We start from the raw sequence: 19,432 nt of genomic DNA, 5'->3' as shown, positions 1-19,432 counted from the left end.
CATATCTTTCAAGTAGGTCCTCCAAAAATTTTGTGTTTAATAGTTTTACGAAATAGAAAAGTAAAGGTTTCATCTTTAAAAGCCGCTACAATCAAATGACAAGATTTGTTTAACGGCTCCCCATCGATTGATACTCCGTTCATAAATAGATAAAGAGGCTTCTCACAAGTTTATTCAACTTGTAAAAAGCCTCTTATATTAAACCATCATTTAGCAAAAATCTTGTATTCTCCTATCCATGTTAGCTTACCTGAAAAATTTGTTCGGATTTAGCGGATAGTGAATAATGCTTTTGACCAAGGAATTAATTGATCTAACATTTGATGAACAGAATCCTCTTGTACCGCCTGTGGTTTAAAGTCCGTACCATTCTCAAAATCAGTGAATAAGGAGAGGGCTGGATGAACACGAACATCAGCCACTAACAATTCGCCTAAAATCCCGCGTAAATGTTCCGCTGCACGTGCACCACCAACTGAACCATAGGATACAATTCCAGCTGCCTTATTGTTCCATTCTTCACGAAGATAATCTAATGCATTTTTCAGTGCTCCTGTAATGGAATGATTGTATTCTTGAACAATAAATACAAATCCATCCTGTGCTGCAATGATTTCTGACCATGCAGCTGCACCTGAAGCGTCCGCACCTGCTTCACCAAGCAACGGCAATTTGTAATCGGCAATATCAATGATAGTATAGTTTGCGTCCCCGCGTTTATCTGCTACTTCTTTGACCCATTCCGCTACTTGCGGGCTCACGCGTCCTTCACGTGTAGATCCGATAATAATCCCAATGTTTAATTTTGTCATGGTTTCTTCCTCCTCATTTTTTGCTCCAAATAATTTATTTAATAATCCCACTTACCTCACCCACTTACAATTATTCCTTATACAAGTAAACATTTACTCGATACCAAGCTATCTTTAGTTAAGTTATCTTGAATTCGAGATTTTTGGTAAAAAACAACCTCCTTTGTGCCTTTAAAGAAACTCGTTTTAACTGATCAAAGGTATTTTATTATCCTTATTTCGAGATAGTTGATCAAAAAAATACATTTAAATCGAGTATCTCGAATTCGAGATAAATTTATCACATATTGATCATGACCGTCAACTCTTTTTTTATTGACCTGTTATACTAGGATGTTGATTTTTCATTCCAGGCACTTCGCGCACATTATTCGACCGCCGATCCGACTCGGGCACTGTATGTCTTCCACTTACAATCAACCTGCTTAAATAATCAACACTGTGCATTAACAATGCTTTTAGATAAAAAATGGTAGTCCCTGTAAAGTGTTAGCGTAACAAGGAATAATTGAAATAGGCTGCTTATGATACGATTCAACTCATTTTGTAAAACCTATGACACATTCATTCCAACTCTACTTTTAATCTACCCCCACCCTCTTTTTTTCATAACTCATCCCAATTACCCAAGATTTATTCTATTATTATGCTAAACTAGTGTTATTGTTTTCTACATAATTCTACATATTTTCCAGTTAGGAAACAGAAAAATAGCGACCTTGTCCATCACATGTCAAGTCATCAAGCAAGGAGGAATATGATGAGGAACGAAAATAGGAAGAGGAGAATCTTGGGTGTTTCGCTTTCAGCCATGTTGGCTGGTAGTATGTTTGCACCACTGAATGCATCAGCTTTAGGCCCCTTTGATTTACATTCAACCGTGGTACATACGGCAATCAATCAGTATGAGGAAACCCTTGCACCTGGCGTAACAGAAAAACATTATACATTCGAGGGGAAAGACGGGAAAAAGATTGAGAGTTTTGTCATCGATATTGATCGACAAACGCCCAATCTTTCTATTGAAGCCGGAACGCCGAATGATGGAACAGCCTATGGACTGCAGTCTGTTCAAAAACAAGCGGCTAGTGCCGATCGTGAGAATCATAGAGTCATAGCGGCAGTCAATGCGGACTTTTTTTATTTTACCAATGGCGAACCAGTTGGAATTGTTCATAAAAACGGACAAGCGCTAAAGACGGATTACAACCACAATCATTATTTCTTCGGTATCACCAAATCAGGTGAAGCGCTCATTGGAGGCAGCGAGGAATATGAAGGAATCAAGGATCAATTGCAGGAGGCACTTGGCGGTAATGCGATTCTGGTGAAAAATAGCCAGGTGTATCAAACACCGAAAACCGGTGGAGAGATTGAGCCTCGTACAGCCGTTGGGATTAAAGCAGATGGCGATGTTTTCTTTGCCGTGATTGACGGAAGACAGGAGCCTTATTCAAGCGGGGTTTCCATGCCGGAGCTCGCGCAGCTGATGATTGATTTGGGCGCTGTGACTGCTCTGAATTTGGATGGCGGAGGCTCTTCTACCTTTATCACGCGTGAAAATGACGGGAATGGGCTGGAGCTTGATAATTCACCGTCAGACCGTGCAGAAAGAAGCGTGGCAAACAGCTGGCTCATCGTGAACAAGGCACCGTCTGACCAGGTTTTCCATCATGCTTCTATCGAGCCATATGATCAATCCTATACACCAGGCTCAACGATTCAATTCAGTGCAAAAGGTAGAGATCAATCCTATGCCTCCGCTCCCCTGCCGACATCTGGTTTAACCTGGGCGGTAGAAGATCCATCCTTCGGTACGATTAATGAGAATGGAACCTTTGTCTCGAGCGGAAAAACAGGTCAGTTCCATGTTCTATTAAACTATCAAGGAACAGAGGTTGGAAGATCAATTATTGAAATCGAACAACCAGATTCCATGTCCTTCGGTTCACAGGAATTAACCATCGCTAGAAACAGCGAGAAGGCGTTGAATTTAACCACACAGTATCAAAAAAGAAAGGTAAAGTGGACCCCTCAGGATATCGAATTTGAACTTCCAGCCGGTCTAGGAACCATTGATGAAAATGGGGTTCTGCATACTGGCAGCCAAAGTGTCACAGGCACGATTACGGCCCGTTTGAAAGGTACAAGCCTTACCGCACAAATGAAGGTATCTGTCGGGAAGCAGCCAGAGGTATTGTTTAATTTCGAGGAATCGCTCGGCAGCTGGAAGACCTCTACCGCAAACCGCGGGGAAACAAGCGGTTTACAGCATGCCAGTGTCCCAGCACCTGTACATAATGGCAGCCATGCCCTAGGAATTGATTTTGATTTTACAAAAGCACAAACAGGAACAACTCTTGGCGTTTATGCCGGACCTGGCAAAGCGGTTCCGATTGATGGTGAACCAACCAGCATCGGGATGTGGGTGTATGGTACTCCGGAAGCACAGGGCTATTGGCTCCGAATGATGATCGTTGACGGAAATGGTACAAATCAAACGCTGACCCTAGCTTCGGCGATTAATTGGACAGGCTGGAAATATGTGAAGGCAGACATACCAGCATCCTTTACCGGACCCTTCAAAATCCATAGCACCCAGGCTATTCGCTTAATGTCAACGAATTCAGGAACAGCTGGACCGATGACAAAAGGCTCCCTCTACGTGGACAATATTCGTGCTGTCTATGGTGAAGATGATGGTGGTGAAGATGATGGGGGGAAACAAGATGAGGATAAACCTACTGGCTTTACCGATGTCAACGAACGCTATGCTGTAGCAGTTGATTATTTGCATAAGGCGGGCATCGTCAATGGATTCAGTTCATCTGAGTTTGGCACCTATCAGAATATTACACGAGGTGACACAGCGGTCATCCTCGCTCGGTTAATGGGCTTTGATACCGAAAATGCCCCAGATGCCGGCTTTACCGATTTAAACCCTCGTGTAAAAGGAGCCGTCAATGCGCTCGCCGCTAAAGGAATTGTCTCAGGTGTGACAAGTGATACCTTTGCACCACATGAACCGTTATCACGCGGTGCCGTGGCCAAAATACTGACCCTTACATTTGGGCTTACAGATTTAGCTGTCGAGACGCCATTTACCGATGTCAATGGCAGTGTCTTTGAACCATATATCGAGGCACTGTACGGAGCAGAAATCACTTCCGGAAGAACCACCACCTCCTTTGGCACACACGAACCGATTATGCGCGGTGATTTTGCCAACCTGCTTTATAAGTCGTATAACTTCAAGCAGTAGTAGTCTTCTTCTTTTACACATGGCGAATGAATGCAAAGGCACCTTTACTTCAAACCCAGAGGAACAGGGTTATCCCTAAGGTAAAAGTGTAAGAAGAAACGAAGTAAGCCCTATCTCATTCATCCGTGAGATAGGGCTATTTTTTATGAAATTAAAGAATCAGGTTTCATAACCTGCCCCAATGGACCTCATTCATCGCTACTTTCCATACCTGGTACCGTTCCATTCGTAGGTGCAAGTCTTTTCTGTTGGCGCTGTTCTTCGAGAAGACTCATCAGTAAAGTTTGGATTAGCTCTGTTAAAATATTTGAATGGGAAGGATCAGCTAAGTTTCTTTCCTCCAAAGGGTCTTTTGTGAGATTGTATAACTCATATTGTTCAGGAACAGGCACTGTTCTCGTCGTTACTTTGGACACGGATACGGTGACCTCATCATCAATCGGAATTTGACTTTCGATTTCAGTTAGTTGATCTTCCACTCCCGGTTCACTCCAAAATTGCGGGTTGTCAAAATAACGGGAGAATTTCCAGAGCTCCTTTTCCCTATTTAGGCCTGTTTGAAGATAAGCCACGACCGATTCGATATGGTTCGGCTGAGAAACAGAATTATAGGGTTCACCTGTGAAGCTCATCTGAAATAACCCTTTTGTGACATCATCATCTGTCATAAAATAAAGTGGTTCATTGGCCCGAAGAAACGATTCATTTCCATGGAGGAGCGGTGTTAAATCCCTGCCCACTGGTGGATGGACCTCAGAATGATCGATCATAAGCTCCTGGCGAATCCTGTCTCCATCTAGCTTAGCGAGTCCTAACAGGGTTGGCAGAATGTCTACATGACTTGTCAGCATATCTGTCGTTTGGCGGCCTGTAAACCATTTGGGACTATGGATAATGAAAGGAACATGAATCGATTCTTCGTACGCATTATACCATTTTTGGAATAGTCCCCCATGGGCACCTAATAAATCACCATGATCAGCTGTGAAAATGACAATGGTATTTTCATAAAATTTAGAGGATTGTAATGCACGGAATACCTTACCCATGTCTTGATCTACTTTTTTATGAAGGGAAAAATAAAGCTGACGATAAAATAGACTGTCTCTTGTGGGTTGAAAGGCCTTTGGATAGGTTTCTTTGTAGCTTTGTTGTGCGGTTGGCTTTGTGGCTAATGATTCATTGGCTGTTGGGGCCGGAGGAATGATTGGAACAGACGGGTCTACTTCAAAGTTGAATAAAGGATGGAATTCTGTGATATCACCAAATAATGTAATGTCATGCGGATTGACAAAGGAAGAGACAATCATCCATGGCTCGCTCTGATCCGAACTTTCCACTTCAAGTGCATGAAGTAAATCAACGACTTCCCTTGCATACACTTCATCACGCCCACTGGTTCCAATGGCAGCTGAAGAGGCGGAATTACGAGGGTTGGGCCCATGTGGCTCTGGGCCTAACCAGCCTGAAAATCCATAATCATCCAGACGCTCAGCGTCCAAGTAAAGCTTTTCAAGCTGAGGATCAGGAACACCAGTAGTCGCATCATAGCTAGGCATTGCATTGTGCGTCCCTGGTATTAAGATATCCTGAACGCTCGCATGCCATTTTCCCTTCCAAAAGGTTCGATAACCTGCCGCACGGAAATAATCTCCAAAGGTTGGAACCGTGTTCGGATTCAGCCAAAATACATCCGGTGCAAATGAAAATGAAGCACCGCCTGTTGTTTTCGTTAGCCCGTGCAGGGACGGGTATTGACCGGTATATAGTGTGGCTCGGCTAGGGGAGCAGGCCGTACTGCCGACATAATGGTTTAAAAATTCCATCCCTCTCTCGCGAAATAATTCCTGGGTCTTGAGGTTTTCCCTGCGCCACCTCTTTAGCTCTTCATTTTCGTATCCGGTCGGAAAGCGTTGTTCATCCACGATAAAGATAAGGAAATTTGGCCTTGTTGTCTTGGGGGTTTTCCCATTCCGTTTGGCGTGTCCTTTTTCCATATAAATTCCACCCTTTAAGTATTAATCATAATCATCATATATTATGATTACAGGAAAGAAATGATTATACATCCTAGGATATTTTTATGAGCCCCGAAACGGGCAACAGTGCCTAGCATAAGCCTGGAGGGGAGCTTGATTGACAGTCGTTTTCGTCAAGGGTATTGTTGACATCTGCTGGTGGGTCTGCTTGAATGTCTGGGGTATTGCCACTGAGTTTATTTTCTCGTACTGCGTTGTCAACGGCTTCACTTACTAAAAGAATCCCAGAGCGCTGGTTCTGCTTGACCACATTTTGATCAATAATATTTCCAATAGCAGTTAAATCTAAATCGATGCCTTCTTCCCTATTATTCTTTGTCACATTGCCTATGATCCGGTTGTTTGTGCCGCCTGATGGGTCAATTCCGTCATCATCATTATGATTGGTGATATTATCCAATAACAAGTTGTTATCTTCACCAATTAAATAGATTCCATCATTTCCATTGTTATTGGATTTGTTTCGATAGACAAAGTTTTCGTTTGTATTAACTGAAATCCCATTTTCACGATTGTGTTCCGATAGATTATCGATGATAAAGTTTCCATCACTTACGTTTTCAAAAGCAATACCATCCACATGATTCGCATTCACCTTATTACGAAGAATCAGGTGGCTAGTTCCATCTGAGATGAAAATACCACTTTGTCTATTGTTTTTAATCTCGCTTTCAAGGATATAATTATGACTTCCTGCTAGTATATCAATCCCATTTTCACCATTTAGCATCGATACTATCTTCATCATCAGATTGCGCGTACCATTAATTTCGATGCCATCCATGTCATTATTTTGCACTGTTAGGTTTCGAATAATATTATCATTGGCGTTCACTTCAATCCCGTCATTCTGAAAATCTCTAATCATGAAGCCTGAAATGGTAACCAAATTCGCATTCAAGGTAATCCCATTTCCAGCTCCTAAGCCTGTCCCGTCAAGAATCGTTTTCCCTTTTTCTGCCCCAAGAAGTCTTAATCGATCCTTGCCGGCAGGTATCTCTACACTTTCATAAAAAGTGCCGGCTGCCAGACGAATCGTATCGCCAGGGGCTGCATTTAAAATAGCCGCATTAATACTCTCACCTGGCGTAACAAAATAAACCGCCATATTCTTAGCTCCTTTCTTATCAAATCCATTTATTATATGAATTCTATAGAAAGCTGCTTGGACAAGTTTATCGGAAATACTTGGAAGAAAAAATAAATGGGATTTTCTTCTAAATCAGCGGTGTGACCAGGAACCAATTCTTGCCTTCTCAGCCTTATATTCCAAGCATTTTTCCACCCAATTCTCAACCAGTGCGGGATGGGAACCAAAGTGTAGATGGGTATAACCAGCAACTAAATTCGATTTCAGGTATCCTTCTTCTACTACGCCTCGCCTGTCTTTCACTTTATATGCATATCGGTAATCCTCTTTTTCGGGCAAAAAAGTGGAATAATGAAATTCATGTCCTCTTGCTTTTTGTTTTTTGAGCAGAAAATTGTTATTCAGACCACTAATCTCCCGATAGCCTAAAGCTGCTAACGTAGATTTCATTTTTACCTTGCCGGGGATGAGTCCAACCATTTGATATTCCTTCTTTTCGGTCGTTTCAATGAAATCGGTTAAATACATGAACCCGCCACATTCAGCCAAGGTAGGCAATCCCGCTTCAATGGCGCTTTTGATTGATTCCTTTGTCTTCCTATTTTCCTCCAGCACATGAGCAAACTCCTCAGGAAACCCGCCTCCTAAATAAAGACCCGCAGCATCCATTGGCAGCTCTTCATTAGCCAATGGAGAAAAATAAAGCAGTTCTACCCCATTCGCTTCCAGCATTTCTAGATTCTCAGGATAATAGAAGTTAAAGGCTGCATCTCTCGCTACGGCCATTTTTAGCAGCTTTTCTTGCTTTTTTTCAAAAAGAGAGGGTTTGTTCTTTACAACTAGCGGTTCAGCTGCGGCTAATTCAAGCAGCAGGTCTAGATCAATCGTTTCCGAAACGATGTCCCCTATTCGATTGAAAAAAGGAGTCAACTCTCCTCTTTCGATTGAAGGAATCAGCCCGAGATGTCTTTCTGGAATTTCCATCTCCAGTTCTCGTTTCAAATAGCCAATCACCGGGATATGACATTCCAGTTCAATGGCTTTTTTAACAAGCTGAAAATGACCTTCGCTCCCCACTTTATTAGCGATGACGGCGGCAATATCGGTTTTCTCTGCAAATAATTGAAACCCCTTCACGATGGCTGCAGCACTGCGGGCCATACTTGCACAATTGACCACAAGCAGTACTGGACTATTGGTTAGGATACTAATCTCTGCCGTACTGCCTCCATTCGATTCCGGACTTTTTCCATCAAAAAACCCCATCACTCCTTCGATAATTGAAATGTCCGCTCCCCGACTTCCATAGGTAAAAATATCTAAAACGGTTTCATGCGATAGCATCCAGCTGTCTAAATTCCGTGAAGCTCGATGGGTGACAGCGGTATGATAGGATGGATCAATATAGTCTGGACCGCATTTAAAGCCTTGAACCTTTAGCCCTCGCTTGACCAATGCTGACATTAACCCAAGCGTCAAGGTTGTTTTTCCAACACCACTTCCAGTTCCTGCAATGACTATTCGATTGTTGGACATAGCCATTCCTCGGCTTTCAGCTCGTCATAGGCAGGAAATAGATGGGGATGAAGCCTAGCACCTAATTTGTGAATCCCAAGCAAGAGCTTTGGAGAGGGTCGGCAAAAAAGCGACTCCTCCATCACCCAGACTCGATTTTCTTTGATTGCCGTAAGCTCTGACCAACCGGGTCGCTTCTTAAGCAATTCGGGTTTGATTTGTTTTTCCAACACACCAACCCAAGCCATTAGGATATCATCAGGATTTCGTTTTCGTACATCCTCCCAATCCGTCATGACACTGTCCCGCTCGTCATCAGCAAAGACATTTCGCCCTCCAGCTAAATGGCTGATTTCTGTTAACCAATTCCCCCCGCCCGGAGTATATACAGGCTTTGGCCACCATTCCCAATAAAGACTTGGGCGTTGCTCTACTTTTTGTCCCCATTCTGTAAGCTGCTCCCATAATGTACCATACTTCTGGTAGGCCTCACGTGCGATCCGTTCTTGTCCCGTTGCGTTTCCCACCTCAAGAATATTATTCCCGATATCAGATAAGCTTTTGGGATTAAGGATAATAGACGGTAAGCCTCTCTCCTCCAAACCGGTTATGTTCTTTTCCATACCGGGAACCGACAACGATGCAAGTACCAAATCCGGCTGAAGCGCTTCAACCCGATCCATGTCAATATCCAAATCGGAACCGAGCCTAGGTATAGCATTGCTCTCCACAGGCAAATCCGAATAATTATCCACCCCCACAATCTCTGATGCTAAACCAATAAAGCGAAGAAGCTCGGTATTACTTGGGCATAACGATATCATTCTCATTGGAATCCTCTCTCCTCTATCTTTTTCTCGAAGGAACACTATAGATTCTGTTTCCATTATTATGGCAGAATTTTTTGACCTGAAAATTCTCTATTGGAATAGTATGCTTTAGTCCCATTTCACTCTGAAGAATGATCTGTGGCACCTGATAAACCGGGTGTTCCATGATAATCGGTGTTGTACCGTATACCCGCTGAATCAAATCAGCTCGAATGATTTTCTCTGGAGCTCCCGCCGCTACTATTCTCCCATTATGTAAAAGTAATAAACGATCACAATACAGTGCGGCAAGATTTAAGTCATGCAAAACGGCAATTACGGTCATTTTCTCATCCAACTGCCATTCTCGAATTCGGTCCATCAATACAATCTGGTGACCAATATCGAGATAGGTGGTCGGTTCATCTAGCATTAAAAGCTTTGGCTGCTGGGCCATCGTCTTTCCAATCGCGACCCTCTGTCTTTCTCCCCCACTTAGATTTTCAAGATAGCAATCTTCTAAATGAGTTAACCCCATTTTTTCAATGATTGAATCAATCAGCAATTCAATCTCATGCTTTTCCTCCCCATGCCAATTTTGAAACGGAAACCGCCCCATTTCGATAACCTCTCTTACCGTAAAACCGATGGGAGGCAGGGATTCCTGCTGCAGGACCGCCATCCATGTGGCTAGTTCTTTACGAGAATAACGCTCGATTGCCTTTCGATTTAGATCAATGATTCCGTCTGACTTATCTTCTACACCTGACAATAGCTTGAGCAAGGTAGATTTTCCACTTCCATTCGGACCAATAATCCCTAAGCATTCTCCGCGTTTGACGAAAAAGCTAATATCCTCCAGGATGACCTTGTCATTATAACGTTTGTTTACATTTTCCACCTTGATAAACACCATCAATTTCCCCCTGACATTTGCTTATTTTTCCGAAGCAAGTAAGCAAAGAATGGAGCACCCAAAAAGGCGGTGACAACCCCGAGCGGAATCTCCGTCGGACTCAGTAAAGTACGGGCAATGGTATCGGCCCAAAGGACATAAATGCTACCAAAAATAACGGACAAAGGAAGTAATAATCGATAATCTGGCCCAACAACCAACCGTACTAAATGTGGTACGACAAGTCCCACAAAGCCAATGGTCCCAACAATCGACACTGCAGCGGAGGTGATAAGGGTGGAAACGACCAAGACGATTAGCCTTGTGCGTTTAATGTTGACACCCAAATGGGCTGCCTGCCGCTCTCCTAATGAAAATAAATTTAATGTACATCCATAGGCCAGCAGCACAACGATTCCGATGGCTAAGTAAGGCAGAAGGACAAAGGTAAACGACCAGCCTCTTAAGGCTAAGCTTCCCATCAGCCAAAAGATGATTTCATTGACTACCTGATCGGACATCGACACCATGAAAGAAACAAGTGATCCAAGAAAGGCAGAAACCACAACCCCCGATAAAATGATCGTTTCTAGTTTGAATTTTCCATGTACATTGGCTAGACGTAGAACAACAAGCAAACTAATCAGCCCTGTCACAAAGGCAACGAGCGGAATGGTCCACTGACCAATAAGGATCGTATGATACCCGAATAAGATTAAGAAAGCCGCCCCTACCGCTGATCCAGAGGCAACCCCTAATGTATACGGATCGGCTAATGGATTGCGCAGCACTCCCTGAAAGCCGGCCCCAGCCAGTGATAAGCAGGCTCCAACAAGAATCGCAAGGAAAACTCGCGGCAAACGAACCTTTAAGATAATCTGCTGTGCTGATTCAGGCCAATTGGGATCCATGAAGCTTTTAACAAAAGGAACCTGGTGTAAAAGAATTCCCCAAACCTGCGAAAGTGGTAACTGAGCAGAACCAAGCGATAAACTAATAACAACGGATAGGAGAAGGAGAACGAAACACGCTCCCCCCCATAGTGCTAATCTCTTTTTCATTTTTCAATTGAACCTGGATAAATGGCTTCAGCGATTTGTTTTAGTGCCACTGTGATGCGAGGACCAGGTCTGGACATAATCATTCCTTCTATCCCTGTCACATGGCCTTCTTGAACCGCGGTAATTTTATCCCAGCCATTTCGAGATTGAATAAGCTCTTCTAAAGGTTTCCCAGATTTATCATCCACCACATTGGCAGTATAGATGATGACATCGGGGTTATCCTGGATAATCTTCTCTGCATTAATGGCGTTCCAGCCCTCTGTATCAGCGGCAATATTTACGCCTCCTGCCAATGTAATCAGTTCATCCATGAATTCACCCTTACCAACCGTCCAGCCTGGAGAAAATTCGATGTAGACTTTTTTCTTATCCTCTTCCTCTATGGCAGCAGCCGCTTCCGTTACGGTACGAATATCCTCTTTCATTTGGGCGACAAGCTCCTCCGCCTTTTCCTGTGTATCAGTAATAATCCCGATTTGAATAATATTATTTAGAATATCATCCATCTTTTTCGGCTCTGTTTTATACAATTTTAGACCTAACCCACGGAATTTTTCTGCAATATCATCCTTCATGGAAATGCCACCGACTACTAAATCCGGATTCACCGCCATAATCGCTTCTTCATTTGGCTTTGTCACACCGCCTACTTTTGGTTTGTCTTTCGCTGCTTCTGGGTAATCATCAAAATCAGATACACCATAAATTTTATCACCAAGGCCTAAGGCAAAAAGAATCTCTGTCTCGGATGGAGAGGTGGAAACAATCCTTTCCGGCGCTTGGTCAAAAGTGATTTCAACTCCTGTTGCATCCTTCACCGTAAGCGGGTAAACGGTGGCTTTCTCGTTTGTTTTCTCTGTTTCTGTTTCAAAGGTGCGGTTATTCTCACCATCCGAAGTCTCTTGCGTTGTCCCACAAGCGCTCATTATGACCATTATCCATACGGTCAAAATACATACCAATACTTTTTTCATTCCTCAATCTCTTCCCTTCGTTAATTGTTCGAGAGGAGCTTGATGTGCTGAAGTCTTTCCTTACAACGAAAAACCCTGCTTCCATTTGGAAACAGGGCGCGCGAAATCAGAATATATAAAAAACACTGATTCTGCCGATCCTTTTCCACGAAGGATTTCGTTGGCAAGCTAAATAGGCAGGTTTCCTGGCTTACGGGTTAAGTGACTTCCTCTCCTTCCCATTCCAGATTTGGAACAGTGGTACTGCGAGGTCATCCCCGAATAACAGTGGCGGGACCGCGCCGGATTCGCACCGGCTTCCCTTTTAACCTTATCAAAGATAAGGCACCTACTAGCTATGTAAGATTCAATTAGTCAAGCAATTTTCTCATCTAGTATTCTAGCACAATCGTTTCAATAATCAACTCTTTATTTTCATAGAATAGGAAAAAATGCCAGGCACCACCCATTTGTACCGAATATCATCATGGTTAAGATAAACTGAACTTTAGATTTCATTATCTTTTACAGATTTTCCGAACGGGAAAGCCCATGCAGGTCGCAGACCGTCTTTAGACATGGGATATCATATTCACAAATGGAATCTGGGATGATTCGGATTGGGACCTTTTCTAGCGTTGCCTCACACTGGCTCCCTAACATGATAAAAATTTTCCAGAAGGATTACCCCATGATCGATTTTGAATTGCTGCTTGGGGCTTATACAGAAATTGAGAGCTGGATTCTAAATGGACGTGTCGACTTTGGCTTTTTACGGCTGCCGACAAAAGCAGAGTTTGAAACGATCTTTCTAGAGCAAGACCGTTTACTGGTGGTGCTTCCGGAATACCATTCTCTTGCTGCTTGCGAAAAGCCAGAATTGATATTACAGCGGATTCCACACAAAATTATTGCGAAGGAGCTTGAAGTTCCTGCCTATAGAAATATCGGTGTTGCGATGAGGGAACATAGATCGCTGTCCCTTGCATCGAAGAAGTTTTTAGACTACTTATCCTATCGAACAGGCAACTAAAAAAAGTGCCAGGCACCATCCACAATCTGGAAGGAGCCTGGCACCTTTTATCACTCATATCTTAAGGCTTCAATTGGGCTTAGCTTGGCGGCTTTGTTAGCTGGAAGGATGCCAAAGATGATGCCGATGAAGGCAGAAAAACCGACACCAATCAGGATGACAAGCGGGCTTACGGTAGCCGCTATTGGTGAAAACTTCGTCACAAGCATCGAACCCATAATGGCTAAGCCAATTCCAAGTATTCCTCCAATGGAGGTTAAGGTCATCGATTCAATGAGAAACTGAAGGAGGATTCTTCCTCTTGTTGCACCGATGGCTTTCCTAATCCCGATTTCCCGCGTTCTTTCTGTAACCGAAACAAGCATAATATTCATAACCCCAATGCCCCCAACTAAGAGAGAAATGCCTGCAATACTGCCAATAAACAGGGTCATTAACGTAATGACGGTATCGACTTCTTGCTCATATTCTGAGTAGTCATTAATCGTATACCTCCCGTCTTCAAGCTTTTTTTCTCGAGTTAAGGTATCTGCCGCTTGCCTGCCTGTTTCAGAGATTTTCTCGGGGTCACTTGCGACAATCGCTATTCTCTCAATCTCGCGATTCCCAAACATCATCGAAATCACCGTTCGCGGCATAAGCATTTCACCATTTTCACTGTAACGATACTGCTCTGGTATTGGAGATTCATACACCCCAGCCACTTTATATGGACTCCCATTGACATCCACAATCTCACCGATTACCTCTTTTTTCTTTTGGAAAAACTTTTCTCGCGCTACAGTATCAATCATGACGACTCGGTTCATTCCGTCATTGTCCTTTAGGTTAATGGGTCTTCCTTCAACCAATTGAATATCCCTTGCCGTAAAAAATTCGGGACCCACGCCGGTTATTTCCATTTCCCCCTGCTGGTCATCGTAGACCATCGGGCCCCAGCCTTGGTTTGTCGCAATCACCGACTTAACACCGGGAACCTGAGAAAGGATGACCACATCCTCTGAGGTTAATTCCGGCTCCACCCAATACATGTCTGCTTCATCATCACCCTCTACTGGCATCGGCTCATAATAAAGATCCACCGCATTTTTTTCTGTACTAAACAGCTCTTCCGTCATTTTCGTTTTAGCGCCTTGACCGATGGCTACAATGATAATGACAGCGGCAACACCAATAATGACGCCCAGCATTGTTAACACCGAACGAATCTTATGCTTCCAAATCGAGTATAGGGCTAATTTGAAGCTTTCGACTAAACTCATGTTGTTCTCCTCTGGTCATCCGTAATCACGCCATCCCTTAACGTAATCACCCTATTTGTATACGCTGCGATTTCCTCCTCATGTGTAACGATAATGACTGTTTTTCCCTCTTGATGGAGCCGAACGAATACATCCATAATCTGCTCGCTTGTCTTGGAATCCAGTGCACCCGTTGGTTCGTCCGCTAAAATAATGGAGGGATGGTTCACAAGCGCCCGGGCAATCGCAACCCGCTGCTTTTGGCCGCCGGATAATTCATTGGGCAAATGGCTCATCCTATCCCCTAGTCCAACCTTTGAAAGCATTTCCTTCGCCCTTTCGATTCTTTCACGCTTTGGTACGCCTGCATAGATAAGTGGAGACTCGACATTTTTCAGCACCGATAGTCTTGGCAGTAAAAAGAATTGCTGGAAGACAAATCCAATATGTTCATTTCTTAGCTTTGTCAGCTTCTTTTCCTTTTCGGTCCCAATGATTTCATTATTCAATTCATATGTACCTGATGAGGGATAATCCAAGAAGCCAATGATATTCATGAGGGTTGATTTTCCTGAGCCCGAGGGTCCCATGATGGCGACAAATTCCCCTTCCTCGATAGTCAGATTAATCCCGTGTAAGACGGGAGCCTCTAGTGATCCCTTTCCATAAACCTTCGTAATCTCACTTAATTTCATCAAAGGAGGTCACTTCCATTCCGTCATACATTTCTTCATTTGGTGTCACCACGACAAGCTCATCCTTCTTCACGCCTTCAGTCACCTGGATCAACTCATCATTCATGGATCCTGTTTGAATCTCTCTTCTTTCTAACTTTTTGTCTACTAGAACATACGTGACCGCGACACCGCCTTCATCTAAAATCGCACTATGCGGGATGACCGGTTTCTTTTCGGTTCCCACAATTTTGACCTCTAAAGAAACATGAAAACCTTGACGGAGCTCGGATGTATCATCGGTAATCGCCACCTTGAAGGGATACATCGTTACATTGCCCCCACCTGGTGCTCCCATCATCTCTCCACTTGCTCCGTCTTCATTTGGAAACTGTGAAACCGATTCAACGACGCCGTTCCATTCCCGGTCCTTAAACACCTTTGGCCGAATTACAACGGCTTGTTCCGGTTGAATCTTCACGGCATCAAATTCACTCATAGTCCCAATCACTTTATAAGGACTATTAGAAATAATATGTATAACGGGTTCTGAAGCACCTGTCTCCGTTTTCGCGACATTTTGATTGACCTTCACAACGATGCCGTCTATTTTACTGACAATCGTCATTTCCTTCTTCCGGTTAGCCGCTTCATTGATTCTTTCTTGAGCGGAAGCCGCTTCTGTTTTCGTGCTTTCATATTGGAGCTCCAATTGCGCCTTTTCTTTTGTCAGCTGATTGACATCCACCGCTTGCCCTTCTGCATCCGCTGTCAGATTCTTCTTGGCCGCTTCTATTTGCTTGTTCATTTCTGCTATTTGAGCTTCTTCTGCTTTCGCTCTCAGTTTAATTAAATCCCTTTCACGGACAGCTCCGTTGTATTCCACATCTAGTTTAGATGAATCATATAAAAATAATGGCTCCCCCGCTTTTACCGTCTGATTCTCTGCCACCTTATATTCGATGATGTCTCCTTTATCAGGTTCAAGATATACCTTTTGTTCACTTTCTGGTACAATTTCACCCGTTACAAGTATGGTCTCGGTTAACTCCTGCTCTGCTGCCTTTTGAACGGCTATTGACATATTCTGCAAATCATTACCTGCGGCCATTTCGGCTTTTTTATCCTTCATGACAAATAGGACCACCATGGCAATCACAGCCAGTCCAACAATAGATACTACTGGTATCCAAACCTTTTTTCTTTTCAATCGTACATCCCCCTAAACGTATTCGAAATGATGACATTTCTATCAAAAATACAGAAATTTCGATAATTTCCTTCCATTATTATAACGGTTAATCCATGAAAATCCCACTTCCATTTACCATTTTTATATAAACCAATCTTTTCAAGCACCTCGAGGGAGCTGCGATTGTTTCACTCTATCATTACTGCGTTTCCCATAGCTTTGGTTTACAGGTTGTCACAGAGGGAGTCGAAACAAAAGACCAACTAGAAATGCTCACAGACTACGATTGTGACGAAGCACAGGGATACTACTTTTATAAGCCCTGCCACCGAAGGACTGGGAAGTCACAGTGTTAGACAGTAAAAATCATGCCAGGAATCCTCACGACTGATGGTGCTGGCACTTAGTGTTATGAAAAAAGAGCGTGTATCCGTTTGAATTTCAAACCATACACGCTCTTTGTTAAAAGTAAAGATCAAAGATACATCCTGATCCAGTATTTCTTTTCTAACCGCCTACAATGGTACCGCCATTGACATGAAGGGTCTGCCCACTAACATAACTAGAATCATCCGAGGCCAGATACACATAGGCAGGTGCCAGCTCGAACGGCTGTCCTGCTCTTCCCATGGGTGTATCAGAGCCAAAGGTGGCGACCTGATCGGCTGTAAACGTAGAAGGAATCAGCGGTGTCCAAATAGGTCCCGGTGCTACCGCATTGACCCGGATTCCTTGAGAAGCCAATGATATGGCCAGTGAACGGGTAAAGGAAACCACCGCTCCCTTTGTGGCCGAATAGTCTATTAGCTGTTCATGGCCGTGGTAGGCTGTTATGGAAGCAGTATTAATAATGGATGCTCCTTTTTTCAAATAAGGTAATACGATTTTCGACAGGTAAAAATAAGAAAAAATATTGGTTCGGAATGTTTTCTCGAACTGTTCAGTTGTAATATCTAACAGACTCTTTTGCGGATGCTGCTCAGCTGCATTATTCACGAGGATATCCAGGGTTTGGAACTCCGACTGTATGTGATGAATGGTCTCTTGGCAAAAGTCTTCCTGGCCGACATCACCGGCATACAGCAGGCATTTACGGCCTTCTGCTTCAATCAGCCTTTTCGTTTCAGCGGCATCCTCCTGTTCATCCAAGTAGATGATGGCCACATCCGCCCCTTCCTTCGCAAATAAAAGGGCGACCGCTTTTCCAATTCCGCTGTCCCCACCGGTTATGATCGCCTTTTTGCCAGCCAGTTTTCCGCTTGCCTTGTATTCGGGGCTTTGGGAAACGGGACGAGGATTCATTTCGGTCTCGACTCCAGGCTGTCTTGTTTGATGCTGTGGGGGAAACGTTTGCTTCTTTTGCTTTTGATTGCTGCTCATTTATTACAACCTCCAAGTGATCATTTCACTCGTTAGTATTCGAAAGACTGCCTCTATTTATTTTTAGAATTCCCTTATAAATTTTTAACCTTTCTCGGTTTATCTATCACAATGGTTGCTCCAAGAAGTATAAGGGTGAAAACAATTAAAAAGAATGGAAATAGATTCATACTGAAATGTTGAAATAGTAGGCCTAATAATGGTGGCAGGGCTGTTATCCCAACATAACCAGATGCTACTTGAAATCCCATAATGGTTCTTGAATCTTTTGCTCCAAACCTGCTTGGTGTTTCATGTATCATGGTTGGAAAAATGGCAGCACATCCAAGACCGATAAGGATAAATCCGCCATATAAAACGCTTCCTGTCCCAAAAGCAACGATTAAAATCCCCATTAGAAGAGCGATTTCGCTAAACACCAGCAACTTGTGATTGGATAGCCAAAACGTGATAAATCCTGAAACCAACCTTCCCACTGTTAAACTAGCAAAAAATATGGATAGAATGAAGCTAGCGGTTGCAATCGTGAACGATTTTACTTCAATTAAGTAACTACTACCCCACAAAAAAATAGTTCCTTCTACGCCTACATAAAACAAAAAGGATAATAGAGAGAAGAAAACTCCCCTTTGTTTTAATAATGTTCGAAGAGAACTTGCTGTTTCCCCAGATTCATGGGATATTGCCTTTTCGTTTTGCCTCCAAAGTGGTAGAGAAAGAAAGAGAATGATCACTAGCAGGAATTGAATACCACCAATAATTAAATAACCGTTTCTCCATGAAGAATCATGATTGAGAATCACTCCCATAATCATGGGACCTAACGTTGCTCCCACTCCCCAAAAAGCATGTAACCAATTCATATGATGCACTTTGAAATGAATCGCCACGTAGTCATTTAAAGAAGTGTCAATCGCGCCAGCGCCAAAGCCTAAAGGTAATGCGGCAACGATTAATTAGAAAAAATTTTGCGTAAACGCAAACCCTATCAATCCAATGGCAGTACACAAGACACTCCCTAAAACGAGTTTTCCTGTTCCGATCTTTTTCGTGATTCGAATTGTCTGCACACTTGAGATAACGGTACATATGCTAATGGTCATGGAAATGATCCCAGCCGCACTATATGCCACATCAAACTCCCCCACCATCTCAGGCCAAGTTACACCCAAAAGCGAATCAGGTAATCCTAAACTGATAAAGGTGGCATAAATGATGAAAATAAAAACGAAATGACGCTAGAAGCTTACCTCCGATATATACCTATATAAAAATATTAATTTATAGTTATTATCAATATTTAGACGTTATCCTACAGTATATCAGAAAAGTGACTGCTACCGACTCTTAATGTTTCAGGCATGTTATGTAGCTCCAACTGAATTCGCATGGTTGGTCTTGAATTATCTGCAGACCACTTTCTTCCATTTGCTGAGGAAGGGACTTATACAAAAGGAAAAGTTAAGCCTCCGG

15 protein-coding genes, 1 pseudogene and 1 riboswitch are annotated in these 19,432 nt (G+C 43.1%); of the genes and pseudogenes, 3 read left to right on the top strand and 13 right to left on the bottom strand.

Features of this window, described 5'->3' with window-relative positions:
- Positions 1–269: 269 nt before the first annotated feature.
- Entirely contained in the window at positions 270–812 is a 543-nt protein-coding gene (locus BQ5321_RS12450; protein WP_071396895.1) for an NADPH-dependent FMN reductase, read from the bottom strand.
- A gap of 757 nt (positions 813–1,569) precedes the next feature.
- Between BQ5321_RS12450 and BQ5321_RS12445 the strand changes: the two genes are divergently transcribed.
- Positions 1,570–4,074: a phosphodiester glycosidase family protein gene (locus BQ5321_RS12445; RefSeq protein WP_234978396.1), complete on the top strand. Its 2,505-nt coding sequence runs from the start codon at positions 1,570–1,572 to the stop codon at positions 4,072–4,074.
- Positions 4,075–4,262: 188 nt separating this feature from the next.
- Here the strand turns inward: BQ5321_RS12445 and BQ5321_RS12440 are convergent, their stop codons facing one another.
- The 7 genes from BQ5321_RS12440 to BQ5321_RS12410 all read right to left on the bottom strand — a co-directional run bounded on the left by BQ5321_RS12440 (position 4,263) and on the right by BQ5321_RS12410 (position 12,460).
- Positions 4,263–6,071, bottom strand: a complete 1,809-nt coding sequence (locus BQ5321_RS12440) for a sulfatase-like hydrolase/transferase (RefSeq protein ID WP_071394796.1) — start codon at positions 6,069–6,071, stop codon at positions 4,263–4,265.
- A gap of 112 nt (positions 6,072–6,183) precedes the next feature.
- Positions 6,184–7,221, bottom strand: coding sequence for a right-handed parallel beta-helix repeat-containing protein (locus tag BQ5321_RS12435; protein ID WP_071394795.1), 1,038 nt, complete (start codon positions 7,219–7,221; stop codon positions 6,184–6,186).
- A gap of 114 nt (positions 7,222–7,335) precedes the next feature.
- Positions 7,336–8,739, bottom strand: a complete 1,404-nt coding sequence (locus BQ5321_RS12430; RefSeq protein ID WP_071394794.1) for a cobyrinic acid a,c-diamide synthase CobB — start codon at positions 8,737–8,739, stop codon at positions 7,336–7,338.
- Positions 8,721–9,548, bottom strand: a complete 828-nt coding sequence (locus BQ5321_RS12425; RefSeq protein ID WP_071394793.1) for a cobalamin-binding protein — start codon at positions 9,546–9,548, stop codon at positions 8,721–8,723. The genes BQ5321_RS12430 and BQ5321_RS12425 overlap by 19 nt, the downstream gene beginning before the upstream one ends.
- 16 nt (positions 9,549–9,564) lie before the next feature.
- Positions 9,565–10,443 carry an ABC transporter ATP-binding protein gene (locus BQ5321_RS12420; RefSeq protein ID WP_071394792.1) on the bottom strand — a complete coding sequence of 293 codons (879 nt, stop codon included), beginning with the start codon at positions 10,441–10,443 and terminating at the stop codon, positions 9,565–9,567.
- A complete protein-coding gene (locus BQ5321_RS12415; protein ID WP_071394791.1) occupies positions 10,443–11,483 on the bottom strand; it encodes a FecCD family ABC transporter permease in 1,041 nt (346 codons plus the stop codon). Before BQ5321_RS12415 ends, BQ5321_RS12420 begins: the two co-directional genes overlap by 1 nt.
- Positions 11,480–12,460, bottom strand: coding sequence for an ABC transporter substrate-binding protein (locus BQ5321_RS12410; RefSeq protein WP_071394790.1), 981 nt, complete (start codon positions 12,458–12,460; stop codon positions 11,480–11,482). The genes BQ5321_RS12415 and BQ5321_RS12410 overlap by 4 nt, the downstream gene beginning before the upstream one ends.
- Positions 12,461–12,618: 158 nt before the next feature.
- Positions 12,619–12,806: riboswitch (cobalamin riboswitch) on the bottom strand.
- Positions 12,807–13,037: 231 nt separating this feature from the next.
- On the opposite strand from BQ5321_RS12410, the pseudogene BQ5321_RS12405 reads away from it, so the two are divergent.
- Positions 13,038–13,472 (top strand): annotated as a pseudogene (locus BQ5321_RS12405) (LysR family transcriptional regulator substrate-binding protein); the annotation flags it as partial.
- A 50-nt stretch (positions 13,473–13,522) separates the two neighbouring features.
- On the opposite strand, the gene BQ5321_RS12400 reads toward BQ5321_RS12405, so the two are convergent.
- Genes BQ5321_RS12400 through BQ5321_RS12390 form a run of 3 tightly spaced genes read right to left on the bottom strand, consistent with a single transcriptional unit; the run spans position 13,523 to position 16,597 of the window.
- Positions 13,523–14,734, bottom strand: coding sequence for an ABC transporter permease (locus tag BQ5321_RS12400; protein WP_071394788.1), 1,212 nt, complete (start codon positions 14,732–14,734; stop codon positions 13,523–13,525).
- The gene (locus BQ5321_RS12395) at positions 14,731–15,411 is read right to left on the bottom strand and encodes an ABC transporter ATP-binding protein (protein ID WP_071394787.1); all 681 of its coding nucleotides are present in this window, start codon (positions 15,409–15,411) and stop codon (positions 14,731–14,733) included. The genes BQ5321_RS12400 and BQ5321_RS12395 overlap by 4 nt, the downstream gene beginning before the upstream one ends.
- Positions 15,395–16,597, bottom strand: a complete 1,203-nt coding sequence (locus tag BQ5321_RS12390) for an efflux RND transporter periplasmic adaptor subunit (protein ID WP_084786759.1) — start codon at positions 16,595–16,597, stop codon at positions 15,395–15,397. Before BQ5321_RS12390 ends, BQ5321_RS12395 begins: the two co-directional genes overlap by 17 nt.
- A gap of 164 nt (positions 16,598–16,761) precedes the next feature.
- On the opposite strand from BQ5321_RS12390, the gene BQ5321_RS25100 reads away from it, so the two are divergent.
- A complete protein-coding gene (locus BQ5321_RS25100; RefSeq protein ID WP_084786758.1) occupies positions 16,762–16,935 on the top strand; it encodes an EAL domain-containing protein in 174 nt (57 codons plus the stop codon).
- Between the two features lie 151 nt (positions 16,936–17,086).
- On the opposite strand, the gene BQ5321_RS12385 is transcribed toward BQ5321_RS25100, so the two are convergent.
- Both BQ5321_RS12385 and BQ5321_RS12380 read right to left on the bottom strand, forming a co-directional pair.
- Complete coding sequence (locus BQ5321_RS12385) at positions 17,087–17,959, bottom strand: SDR family oxidoreductase (RefSeq protein ID WP_071394786.1); 873 nt, start codon at positions 17,957–17,959, stop codon at positions 17,087–17,089.
- Positions 17,960–18,033: 74 nt separating this feature from the next.
- A complete protein-coding gene (locus BQ5321_RS12380; RefSeq protein WP_200798727.1) occupies positions 18,034–18,912 on the bottom strand; it encodes an MFS transporter in 879 nt (292 codons plus the stop codon).
- Positions 18,913–19,432: the final 520 nt, after the last annotated feature.

Source organism: Bacillus tuaregi (genome assembly GCF_900104575.1).
Classification (GTDB): domain Bacteria; phylum Bacillota; class Bacilli; order Bacillales; family Cytobacillaceae; genus Bacillus_BD; species Bacillus_BD tuaregi.
The sequence above is the reverse complement of the archived record's forward strand: the minus strand, read 5'-3'. Positions and strand labels throughout refer to the sequence as shown.

What these genes read in the sequence shown, in the direction of transcription:
- BQ5321_RS12385 (WP_071394786.1), bottom strand. Translation starts at nt 17,959, where the DNA reads ATGAGCAGCAATCAAAAGCAAAAGAAGCAAACGTTTCCCCCACAGCAT.
- BQ5321_RS12435 (WP_071394795.1), bottom strand. Translation starts at nt 7,221, where the DNA reads ATGGCGGTTTATTTTGTTACGCCAGGTGAGAGTATTAATGCGGCTATT.
- BQ5321_RS12400 (WP_071394788.1), bottom strand. Translation starts at nt 14,734, where the DNA reads ATGAGTTTAGTCGAAAGCTTCAAATTAGCCCTATACTCGATTTGGAAG.
- BQ5321_RS12430 (WP_071394794.1), bottom strand. Translation starts at nt 8,739, where the DNA reads ATGTCCAACAATCGAATAGTCATTGCAGGAACTGGAAGTGGTGTTGGA.
- BQ5321_RS12445 (WP_234978396.1), top strand. Translation starts at nt 1,570, where the DNA reads ATGATGAGGAACGAAAATAGGAAGAGGAGAATCTTGGGTGTTTCGCTT.
- BQ5321_RS12425 (WP_071394793.1), bottom strand. Translation starts at nt 9,548, where the DNA reads ATGAGAATGATATCGTTATGCCCAAGTAATACCGAGCTTCTTCGCTTT.
- BQ5321_RS12410 (WP_071394790.1), bottom strand. Translation starts at nt 12,460, where the DNA reads ATGAAAAAAGTATTGGTATGTATTTTGACCGTATGGATAATGGTCATA.
- BQ5321_RS12415 (WP_071394791.1), bottom strand. Translation starts at nt 11,483, where the DNA reads ATGAAAAAGAGATTAGCACTATGGGGGGGAGCGTGTTTCGTTCTCCTT.
- BQ5321_RS12440 (WP_071394796.1), bottom strand. Translation starts at nt 6,071, where the DNA reads ATGGAAAAAGGACACGCCAAACGGAATGGGAAAACCCCCAAGACAACA.
- BQ5321_RS12420 (WP_071394792.1), bottom strand. Translation starts at nt 10,443, where the DNA reads ATGGTGTTTATCAAGGTGGAAAATGTAAACAAACGTTATAATGACAAG.
- BQ5321_RS12450 (WP_071396895.1), bottom strand. Translation starts at nt 812, where the DNA reads ATGACAAAATTAAACATTGGGATTATTATCGGATCTACACGTGAAGGA.